Genomic DNA, 10,586 nt, shown 5'->3' with positions numbered 1-10,586 from the left:
TTTAAATTGTTAAAGAGCTTAACTTCTTGAGCGTTCCTTTTAAGTAAGGAGCCTCTCGAAGAGGACGGCCATTCTAGCGAATTAACATTCAGTGTCAAACACTTTTTGAAAATTAATTTTTTGTCGCTTTCCGTCTTACTGATTCTTGCTGATTCTTGCTGAAGCCTTGTGGCGTCTGCCGTCTCAGTGGTGTCGCATTATAGGGAACCCTCTCAGCTTAGCAACTACTTTTTCATGAAAAATGAATAAATAGGGGTTAACTGCCTAATAGTTCACCTAAACGTAAAAAAGAGAGCATTTCTGCTCTCTTTTTGCTCAAAATCTAAGGGTATTGTTAGATAAATGCGTAAGCATCAGCGTACATATGGTCACGCTTTGCTTCTTTATTCTGAGTAAATAGGTCTCTTGCAGCGCCCGCCATTTCAAAACGACCTGCAATATAGATATCGAAATCAGCTAATGATTCGAAACTTTGCATAACAGCCTCAAGCACATTACCTGTTTGGCCATGCCAAACTTCCGGTGCTTCTTCTACTACCGGTACAAAGTGCACATTGCTATGCTTTTCTGCAATGCCAACCAACTCTTCTTTAGCATATAACTGGCACTCATCTTTTGCGCCCCAGTATAGGTAGATCTCTTTCGAGCTATTTTGCGCGATGCAGTGATCAAGAATAGAGCGCACGTAGCTGAAACCCGTGCCACCAGCAATAAGTAATAGAGGGCGATCGCTTTCTTCTTTGATCCAAGCATCTCCGTGTGGAGCATCAATCGCAATATCGCCATCTTCAGCTTGTGCCTTCTTCATCGCTTCAACCACTTCTAGTGCGTAAGCGTTGTGCTCGGCAGCACCAATGTGCAGCTCAAGCTCACCTTCGTGGCGGCAAGGGCTACTTGCGATAGAGAATGGGCGCTTATCTTTCTCGCCCATTTCAACCATCAGGTACTGGCCCGCTTTAAAAGCGACCGGTGTTTCTGGGTGAAGTAGGATTTGGTAAGTATTACAAGCCAAAGGCTCGATAGACTTCACTTTACATTTAATAGTCATGTTCTTCCTCTTACTAACCCTTAATCGGCAAAGGTTAGAACTAAATTACTTTCTGCAAATGCTTGGCAAGCAAAAATCCAGCCTTGTTGCTGCTCTTTCTCTGTGAGCATGGGTTCAAGGTGGTAACTCACTTGCCCTTCTAATTTTTTGCACATACACATTGCGCATGCGCCAACTTGGCAACGGTTTGGGAAATAGATATCGCTGTTGAGCGCAGCATCCAAGACCGTTTGCCCTTTTTCTACTGTGAAACTGATGTTTTCTGGGTATAAGACTACTTGGTAGCTCATGAAATTCCTAGCTGTTCCCAGATGCTATCAATCTTTTTCACAACATCAGGATCTTTTGTGATTGGTACACCCCACTCACGCAGGCATTCACCTTCCCACTTATTGGTCGCATCGAGACCCATTTTTGAGTGTCCAGTTTCGTTCTGCAGGAATAACGTATCTCTCGCCGGATCCATTCTTGTCGTTACAGCCCAAATGATGTCATTCCAATCACTCACATTGACATCGCCATCACACACGATAACAAACTTGTTCTCATCAAATTGAGACCAAACCGCTTCCATGATTTTCTTACCATTACCGGCAGCTTGCTTATCAATAGACACCACAACCATGCTGGCATTGTCGTTTTGCAGGTGAACATCAATAATTTCAGGATGAACCTTGGTTAACTCAGCCAAGCTACCCTCTATATGTTCACTATTTACAGGTGCTGTTTGGACATCTGGCGATAACGCTAACTCTGCGTCCCACTTCTTAGTGATATCTAGACCCATCTTAGAACCTAACCCAACCACGGGTGAGGCAAAATCCAATGAATCGATCGGCGTGTTCTCTATCATCAGGCTATCGCGTGACGGATCCATATGTTCGCACATCGCTGCGGTTACTTGAGACCAATCACGTGCATTCACATCTTCATCACACACCAATACAAATTTGGTGTACATGAATTGGCGTAAGAAAGACCATACACCCATCATCACTCGCTTAGCGTGACCTGGGTATTGCTTCTTCATGGTCACGACTGCCATTCGGTACGAACAACCTTCAGGCGGTAGATAGAAATCTTCAATCTCTGGGAACTGCTTTTGAAGAATAGGCACAAACACTTCATTTAGCGCAACACCTAATACCGCAGGCTCATCAGGTGGACGGCCAGTATAGGTGCTGTGATAGATAGGGTTCTCGCGCATGGTTACATGAGTAATAGTAAACACATGGTGCTTTTCTTTCTCGTTATAATAACCAGTATGATCTCCGTAAGGCCCTTCATCCGCGAACTCATTCGGGTCGATATAACCTTCCATCACGATTTCTGCACTTGCAGGAACTTCTAAGTAGTTGCTGATTGATTTAACGACCTCAGTTTTACTACCGCGTAGTAAGCCTGCAAACGCGTACTCTGATAAAGTATCCGGCACTGGCGTAACCGCACCAAGAATGGTGGCAGGGTCTGCACCGAACGCAACAGATACTGGAAATGGTTTACCTGGGTTGGTTTCCATCCAATCACGCAGATCCAGTGCTCCACCACGGTGGGCTAACCAACGCATGATGATTTTATTCTTGCCGATCTTCTGCTGACGATAGATACCTAAGTTTTGGCGTTTCTTGTTTGGACCACGAGTAACCGTTAAACCCCATGTTAGCAATGGCGCGACATCGTCAGCCCAACAGCTCATCACAGGGATTTTATCTAGGTCGACGTCATCGCCTTGCCATACCACTTGTTGGCAAGCCGCTTTGCGAAGGCGTTTAGCCGGCATGTTTAAGACTTGCTTAAACACAGGCAGTTTATCAAGAGCGTCTTTAAAGCCTTTTGGTGGCTCAGGTTCTTTTAGGTAAGCAAGCAACTTGCCCACTTCACGCAGTTCTTTGACTTCCTGACGCCCCATACCAATAGCAACACGGTTGGGTGTACCAAATAGGTTGGTCAAAACAGGCATGTCATAGCCTACTGGATTTTCAAACAAAAGAGCCGGGCCACCAGCACGTAGAGTACGGTCGCTAATCTCGGTCATTTCGTAGTCTGGATCGACTGGGTGAGAAATGCGTTTCAACTGACCAATACTTTCAAGATGGTCGATAAAATCACGTAAATCTTTAAAACTCATAGGACTTCTACATGCTGATTATTCTGCGCTCAGTATATCAAAAAGGGTGACGCTGAGATCCCCCTTTTTAGTGTGGTTATTGAGAGGCAAAATCCACTTTACGGTAATGCTTGCTCGATCAAAGAGCTCTTCACCTGAGGGTTATCATTGACGAGATCTTGCAACCATCGCGTATGACCTTGTTTGGCGAGTTCACGCGCGACTAAAGGCGCTTCATCAGCAATCGCCATCCTAGAGACAAGGAACAGCTTCACCTCTTCTGATAACGGGTTAACTTTGGTAAGCAAAGTAATCGCTTCATCTTTCAAACGCGGGTTCTTAGTCGCTGCCATCACCTGTTCAAGCGCGAACGTTTGTTTGGTTTCAGCAAGGCGAACTAGCTCAGCTTGGCTATGATAATCGGCCTTCATTCGCCATAGAATTTTGTAAACCTCTGGGTCTTCGCTCACTTGCGCTAATCGAACCACCACCTCAGTAGAAGGTAACCAACTAACAATAGAAGATGCGGTGAGTTGCTTAGTTAGGTAATCAACCGCTTCAGGAGACAAACTGTCTAGCTCTCTAATGAGCAACGCTTCTCGCGTTTGAACTTGATGTTCAGATCCAGATAACCACTCTTTTAGGTCGAGTTCCTGTTTCTCTGCATCTAGCACAAATACCAATGTCTTCTGATCTTGACGCCATTGTTTAATAAGGCGATTAGCAATTGAAGGGTAATTAAAGGCAGGTACCGTAAACTCATAGCCATCGCCACGTTCTAAGACTTGATAAGTGGGCGTGATAGCAAGTTGCTGCTCGATGAAGATAGACATCTTGGGTGTGAGTACGATTTTTTGCTGTTCAAGCTTCTTCAAGAGTTGGTAACGAGCCACCTCTTGCTGGGGAAATGTCAGGCGCTCAAGCGCAAAGCGTAGCGAATTGACTTCGTCACGTACGACAAGCTCTAGTAGTTCAGCAGTTTTCAGTTTTACTTGATCATTCTCAAGCCAAGACTCTACTGTAATTGGAGACATCTCGGTGGCATAGCTCATACCGACCGGGGAAAGTAACAGTGAAGTAGACAGGAGTAATGATGACAACAGTCCATGTTGCATTTTAACTTCCTTTTAACACTTTTGCTCATTCTGCAAGCTGTCGCTATAAAATGCAAATAAAAAGCGCCACCCGAAGGCAGCGCTTTTTAATAACTATCAGCTAATCAAGACTACTGACGACGCATTGCGTCAAAGAACTCATCGTTCGTTTTAGTCATTGCTAACTTATCGATAAGGAATTCCATTGCATCAGTTTCGCCCATAGGGTGAACAATCTTACGCAGGATCCACATCTTCTGTAGTTCATCGCTCTTAGTAAGAAGCTCTTCACGACGAGTACCAGAGCGGTTGAAATCAATCGCTGGGAATACGCGCTTTTCAGCAATCTTACGGTTAAGGTGCAGTTCCATGTTACCTGTACCTTTGAATTCTTCGTAGATTACTTCATCCATCTTAGAACCAGTATCAACCAGTGCAGTTGCGATGATAGTTAAGCTACCGCCTTCTTCTACGTTACGTGCCGCACCGAAGAAACGCTTTGGACGATGTAGAGCATTCGCATCAACACCACCAGTAAGAACTTTACCTGATGAAGGAATAACAGTGTTGTAAGCACGAGCTAGACGAGTGATTGAGTCCAGTAGGATAACCACATCTTTCTTGTGTTCAACAAGACGCTTCGCCTTCTCGATTACCATTTCTGCTACTTGTACGTGGCGAGATGCTGGCTCATCGAAAGTCGATGCGATTACTTCGCCTTTAACTAGGCGCTGCATTTCTGTTACTTCTTCTGGACGCTCATCGATAAGTAGAACCATTAGTTCACACTCAGGATGGTTGCGTGCAATGCTTTGTGCAATATTTTGCAGAAGCATTGTTTTACCTGCTTTAGGCGGAGCAACAATCAGACCACGCTGACCTTTACCTATAGGTGAAGCAAGGTCAAGAATTCGAGCTGTGATATCTTCAGTCGCACCATTACCCGCTTCCATCACCATACGTTCGTTGGCGTGAAGAGGAGTCAGGTTTTCAAAAAGGATTTTGTTACGAGCGTTGTCTGGCTTGTCGTAGTTAACCGTGTTTACTTTAAGCAGTGCAAAGTAACGTTCGCCATCTTTAGGTGGACGGATTTTACCGCCAATCGAGTCACCAGTGCGAAGGTTAAAACGACGAATCTGGCTTGGTGATACGTAAATATCATCTGGCCCAGCAAGGTACGAACTGTCGCCGCTACGCAGGAAACCAAAACCGTCTTGAAGAATTTCTAGAACACCATCACCAAAGATGTCTTCACCACTTTTTGCATGCGCTTTAAGGATGGAGAAGATAATGTCTTGTTTTCTTAGGCGAGCTTGATTTTCAAGACCTAGGCTTTCGCTAAGTTTAACAAGTTCAGACACAGGTCTGTTCTTCAGTTCAGTAAGATTCATAGTGGTGGAAGTTTGTTTAGTCAAAATAGGATCTGTTTTCTTAAGTTAAGAAGGAGTTGGTCACAGGATCGACCAAGAAGAGAAATTCGTTCAATTAACGTGCGATAAATTAGCACTAAAACTAAGACTAGTCCATAGCTTAGAAAAAACAAAACCGCGCATTTGTTAACTGCGCGGTTTCTTTTCAAAGGCTCACCTAATTAAAGGTTAGCGTCTAGGAACTCTTTAAGTTGAGTTTTAGACAATGCACCAACTTTAGTTGCTGCTACGCCGCCATCTTTGAAAAGAAGCAGCGTTGGAATGCCACGAATACCAAATTTTGGTGGAGTTCCAGCATTTTGGTCGATATTTAATTTACCGATTGTGAGCTTGCCTTCGTACTCGTCTGCGATTTCATCAAGAATCGGCGCAATCATTTTACATGGACCACACCATTCTGCCCAAAAATCAACAAGAACAGGGCCTGCAGCATTGATTACATCGTTATCAAAACCGTCATCAGTTAGCTGCAAAATCTTATCACTCATCTTCCACTCCAATGTATTTTTTAGAACTGGTTGGATGATAACCAGTAAATAGATGCCCTATTGGAATGTATTTACTTTCGTATTGCAAGCTTAAGCTGATATTCTATAGCAATGAAAAAGACGCATATCACAGAGCAAAAGTTCGCCGACTTGGATTTACTTCCTCAAGTCATTGAAGGATTGGAGAAAAAAGGGTTCGATTATTGTACCCCTATCCAAGCCTTGGCGCTCCCGGTACTGCTCACCGGCCAAGACATTGCAGGCCAGGCCCAAACGGGTACTGGTAAAACGCTTGCGTTTCTAACTGCTACTTTTAACCACCTGCTAAAAACACCTGAGCATGAAGGGCGTAAGCCTAACCAGCCACGTGCAATTATTATGGCACCAACGCGTGAACTCGCGATTCAGATCTACAACGATGCTGACTCTCTGGTTGAAAGCACGGGTATCAAAGCAGCACTCGCTTACGGTGGCGAAAGCTACGACAAGCAACTAGGTAAAATCGAAGAAGGCGCAGATATCTTAATTGGTACGACTGGCCGTATCATCGATTTCTACAAGCAAAAGGTATTTAACCTTAACCACATTCAAGCTGTTGTGCTTGATGAAGCCGATCGTATGTTTGATCTGGGCTTTATTAAAGACATTCGCTTCTTGTTCCGCCGTATGCCTGAGCCAAAAGATCGCCTGAACATGCTGTTCTCTGCGACGCTGTCTTACCGCGTACAAGAGCTAGCGTTCGAGCACATGCACAACCCAGAGCACGTGGTTGTTGAGCCTGAGCGTAAAACAGGTCACCGCATTCAAGAAGAGCTGTTCTACCCTTCTAACGAACATAAGATGGCTCTTCTACAAACGTTAATCGAAGAAGAATGGCCAGATCGCGCAATCATCTTCGCTAACACGAAGCACAAATGTGAATCAGTTTGGGGCCACTTGGCTGCCGATGGTCACCGTGTAGGCCTGCTAACTGGCGATGTTCCTCAGAAGAAACGTGAAAAAATTCTTGAGCAGTTCACCAAAGGTGATGTTGACCTTCTTGTCGCAACGGATGTTGCAGCTCGTGGCCTACACATTCCTCAAGTAACACACGTATTCAACTTCGACCTACCTGATGATTGTGAAGATTACGTTCACCGTATCGGCCGTACAGGTCGTGCTGGTGAAAGCGGTCACTCGATCAGCTTTGCTTGTGAAGATTACGCAATCAACTTGCCACCAATCGAAGAATACATTGAGCATGCTATCCCAATGTCTGACTACGATGCTTCTGCACTACTAGAAGATCTGCCAGCACCGATGCGCTTACGTACACGTAACCCGCAACAACGCCGCTCAAACAACAATGGCCCACGCAACGGTAACCGTAAACCAAACCAGAACCGTCGCCCACGCCAACCGCGTCATAACAAGGAAGCTTAGTCGCTTATGAGTCAAACAGTGTCACCCCCGCTTTATGCTGCTATCGACCTCGGGTCGAACAGTTTTCATATGCTCGTTGTGCGTCACATCGATGGCAGCGTACAAACCATGGCTAAGATTAAGCGTAAAGTGCGTTTAGCAGCAGGCTTAAATGAAAATAATGCGCTTAGTACAGAAGCTATGCAGCGCGGTTGGGACTGTTTGAGTCTCTTTGCAGAGCGACTGCAAGATATTCCGAAAGAAAATATCCGCATTGTGGGTACAGCGACCCTACGTACCGCTATCAATGTGGATATATTTCTAGAGAAAGCGAACCAGATCCTTGGTTACGACATCAATGTTATCTCTGGTGAAGAAGAAGCTGCGACGATCTATAAAGGCGTAGCACACACTTCTGGTGGCAGCGGCCGCCGACTGGTCGTTGATATTGGTGGTGCAAGCACCGAAATGATCATAGGTGAAGGCTTCTCAGCGAAAGCACTAACCAGCCTAAAGATGGGCTGTGTTACTTGGCTTGAGCGCCACTTTAAAAACCGCCAATTAACCGCTACCAACTTTAACAACGCCATTGAAGCGGCGAAGTCGACGTTGGCTCCTATCCTAGATAGCTACACTGATATCGGATGGGATGTGTGTGTGGGCGCCAGCGGTACCGTTCAAGCACTGCAAGAGATCATGTTGGCGCAAGGCATGGATGAAGTGATTACTCATGCCAAACTTAAGCGTCTACAGAAACAAGCGATGATTACTGAGCGCTTGGAAGAGCTAGAAATCGAAGGACTTACCCTTGAACGCGCATTAGTGTTCCCGAGTGGCCTTTCCATTCTTATTGCTATTTTTGAGTTGCTTGAAATAGATTCAATGACACTCGCAGGCGGCGCACTCCGTGAAGGCCTAGCCTACGAGATGGTTGATGAGCTTCGCCAAGAAGATATCCGAGCGCGTACCATTAAGAGTGTTCAATCACGCTACCAAATGGACGTAAGCTACGGTGAACAAGTTGCTGTAGTCGCACAAACGCTGCTAGACCAAGCGGGCGCCGAAGCGTGGGTTTCAGAACCTCAAGCTGGTGTGCTATTGCAAACGGCAGCTAAGCTTCACGAGATTGGTTTAACCATCGATTTCAAAAAAGGCGGTGAGCACAGCGCTTATCTGCTGCAAAACTTAGACCTACCTGGCTTTACTCGAGCGCAAAAGCACTACTTGGGTGAGTTAACTCGTCGCTACCGTGAACAGTTAACCTCATTACCAGAGCAACACGCTATCTCAGGCACCAGCAGCAAGCGTATTTTACGTATTCTGCGTTTAGCTATTTTGCTGACCCACCGTCGTAACCCAGCGCTAGAGCCTGAGTTCAAACTGACGACGAATGACAACAATCTAACCCTAACGCTTTCTAAGCAATGGTTAGCTGACAATCCGCTGACCGCTGCAGAGCTAGAGATCGAGTCGAATAGACAAACCGATATTGGCTGGCCATTGAATATTAAATGCCTCTGATATTAGTATCTGACGCTAGAAATTAAAAAAAGCCCAAGTTAGTAGACTAACTTGGGCTTTTTCTTATCGCTGCATTAATGCTTTGTGTTACAAATCTCAAACTTAAGCGTTCACGCCTGTCGCTTTAAAGTCAGGGTTCACTGCGGTTAGCTTTCTAACAATGTAGTTAAGAAGCACGCCGTACATAGGCACGAACAAGCCTAAGCTGATGATAAGTTTGAATCCGTAATCGACTAAGGCAATCTCAGTCCAATGCTCGGCCATAAATGGATCTGGGCTTTGGTAGAAAGCAATCGCAAAGAATGCGATGGTATCAATGGCATTACCGAATAACGTTGAGCATGTTGGGGCTACCCACCACTGTTTAAGCTGACGTAGGCGGTTAAAAACATGTACATCCAAGATCTGACCCAGTAAATAAGCCATGAAGCTCGCCGCGGCGATACGTGCAACAAACAAGTTGAACTCACCTAGTTGGCTAAAGCCTTGGAATGAACCTTCAAAGAACACCACTGACAAGAAATAAGAAACGGCCAGCGCTGGTAACATCACTAAGAAAATAATTTTACGGGCAAGCTGCGCGCCAAAAATGCGTACGGTCAGATCGGTCGCTAGGAAGATAAACGGGAAAGTGAAAGCACCCCAAGTGGTGTGCATACCGAAGACGGTAAAAGGTAGCTGAACCAGATAGTTGCTTGACGCAATAATCACCAAATGGAACAAAACTAATAGTGCTAGGGCTTTGCGCTGTTGCGCAGGGGTAAAGTTACTCATGCTGTACCTTTTTAGTTTGGTTTGGGGGTGAGGGAACCCAAATCGAGTCATTTCTTCGAATAATCCAAGAAAGCTCTTACCAATAATGTGAATTAAAAATGTTTCTATAATTTGCTCTATTGAGCGGCGGGCGATTATACATTAATCAATATTGGCTGCAATGGTGAGAACAAACGCAAACGTTTATCCTCACTTTTATTGGTGAATAGCGCTAGAAGCTGTGCTTTAGAAGCTATGCCTAAAGTTAAAAACCGCGCTTGAAAAGCGTCGCGAGATAATCAAACTCTTCTCGGCTTTCTTCCGCGTTTAACGACTCAAACCAAATTGATTCACTGTAATGCTCAGACTTTAAGAACATTCGACAATCTTCAAAATCAATCAACCAAGAGTGCATATCGGCGTCCCATTGTTTTTCAACAACAGACGCTGACAGCAATGCCACCAGCTTTTCACCTAACACTTCATAAGAATCAAAATCAAAACTTGGAGACGTAATCAATAAACGCCCTTCCTCAGCCAGATACTCTCTTAAGCCAAATTCTGTTTGTGTTGTCATGTCCCTATTAACCTTATTCTTTTTCTATTAGTTGAACGAAGCCGCTACGCGGCAGAGTAAAACGAGTGCGAACCATACTCTTGTAACACCATCACCCTGATGGTCGTTCACAGGAGTAACCCCATGAAACCCGATGACTTAAAACGTTACAACACCCTTTATGAACA

10 protein-coding genes are annotated in these 10,586 nt (G+C 45.0%); 2 read left to right on the top strand and 8 right to left on the bottom strand.

Going from position 1 to position 10,586, the window contains the following annotated elements; translation table 11 throughout:
• Positions 1-334: 334 nt before the first annotated feature.
• From fre to trxA, 6 genes are all read right to left on the bottom strand, one after another.
• The gene (gene fre / locus AB4585_RS01660) at positions 335-1,048 is read right to left on the bottom strand and encodes an NAD(P)H-flavin reductase (RefSeq protein ID WP_017059251.1); all 714 of its coding nucleotides are present in this window, start codon (positions 1,046-1,048) and stop codon (positions 335-337) included.
• A gap of 20 nt (positions 1,049-1,068) precedes the next feature.
• On the bottom strand, positions 1,069-1,338 hold the full coding sequence (locus AB4585_RS01655; RefSeq protein WP_008224727.1) for a 2Fe-2S iron-sulfur cluster-binding protein: 270 nt from the start codon (positions 1,336-1,338) through the stop codon (positions 1,069-1,071).
• The gene (gene ubiD / locus AB4585_RS01650; RefSeq protein ID WP_372155778.1) at positions 1,335-3,176 is read right to left on the bottom strand and encodes a 4-hydroxy-3-polyprenylbenzoate decarboxylase; all 1,842 of its coding nucleotides are present in this window, start codon (positions 3,174-3,176) and stop codon (positions 1,335-1,337) included. The genes AB4585_RS01655 and ubiD overlap by 4 nt, the downstream gene beginning before the upstream one ends.
• A gap of 98 nt (positions 3,177-3,274) precedes the next feature.
• Positions 3,275-4,270 carry a hypothetical protein gene (locus AB4585_RS01645; protein ID WP_372155779.1) on the bottom strand — a complete coding sequence of 332 codons (996 nt, stop codon included), beginning with the start codon at positions 4,268-4,270 and terminating at the stop codon, positions 3,275-3,277.
• 110 nt (positions 4,271-4,380) lie between these two features.
• The gene (gene rho / locus AB4585_RS01640) at positions 4,381-5,640 is read right to left on the bottom strand and encodes a transcription termination factor Rho (RefSeq protein WP_029222011.1); all 1,260 of its coding nucleotides are present in this window, start codon (positions 5,638-5,640) and stop codon (positions 4,381-4,383) included.
• 200 nt (positions 5,641-5,840) lie between these two features.
• On the bottom strand, positions 5,841-6,167 hold the full coding sequence (gene trxA / locus AB4585_RS01635; protein ID WP_010440700.1) for a thioredoxin TrxA: 327 nt from the start codon (positions 6,165-6,167) through the stop codon (positions 5,841-5,843).
• A gap of 111 nt (positions 6,168-6,278) precedes the next feature.
• Between trxA and rhlB the strand changes: the two genes are divergently transcribed.
• Both rhlB and gppA read left to right on the top strand, forming a co-directional pair.
• Complete coding sequence (gene rhlB / locus AB4585_RS01630) at positions 6,279-7,589, top strand: ATP-dependent RNA helicase RhlB (RefSeq protein WP_004736636.1); 1,311 nt, start codon at positions 6,279-6,281, stop codon at positions 7,587-7,589.
• A 6-nt stretch (positions 7,590-7,595) separates the two neighbouring features.
• Positions 7,596-9,089, top strand: coding sequence for a guanosine-5'-triphosphate,3'-diphosphate diphosphatase (gene gppA / locus AB4585_RS01625; RefSeq protein ID WP_372152678.1), 1,494 nt, complete (start codon positions 7,596-7,598; stop codon positions 9,087-9,089).
• A 102-nt stretch (positions 9,090-9,191) separates the two neighbouring features.
• Here the strand turns inward: gppA and AB4585_RS01620 are convergent, their stop codons facing one another.
• Positions 9,192-9,863, bottom strand: a complete 672-nt coding sequence (locus tag AB4585_RS01620) for a 7-cyano-7-deazaguanine/7-aminomethyl-7-deazaguanine transporter (RefSeq protein ID WP_017061333.1) — start codon at positions 9,861-9,863, stop codon at positions 9,192-9,194.
• Positions 9,864-10,107: 244 nt separating this feature from the next.
• A complete protein-coding gene (locus tag AB4585_RS01615; RefSeq protein ID WP_017061332.1) occupies positions 10,108-10,419 on the bottom strand; it encodes a DUF3630 family protein in 312 nt (103 codons plus the stop codon).
• Between the last annotated feature and the right edge of the window lie 167 nt (positions 10,420-10,586).

The organism is Vibrio sp. 10N.222.49.C9 (genome assembly GCF_041474985.1).
Taxonomy (GTDB): Bacteria; Pseudomonadota; Gammaproteobacteria; order Enterobacterales; family Vibrionaceae; genus Vibrio; species Vibrio crassostreae_C.
The sequence above is the reverse complement of the archived record's forward strand: the minus strand, read 5'-3'. Positions and strand labels throughout refer to the sequence as shown.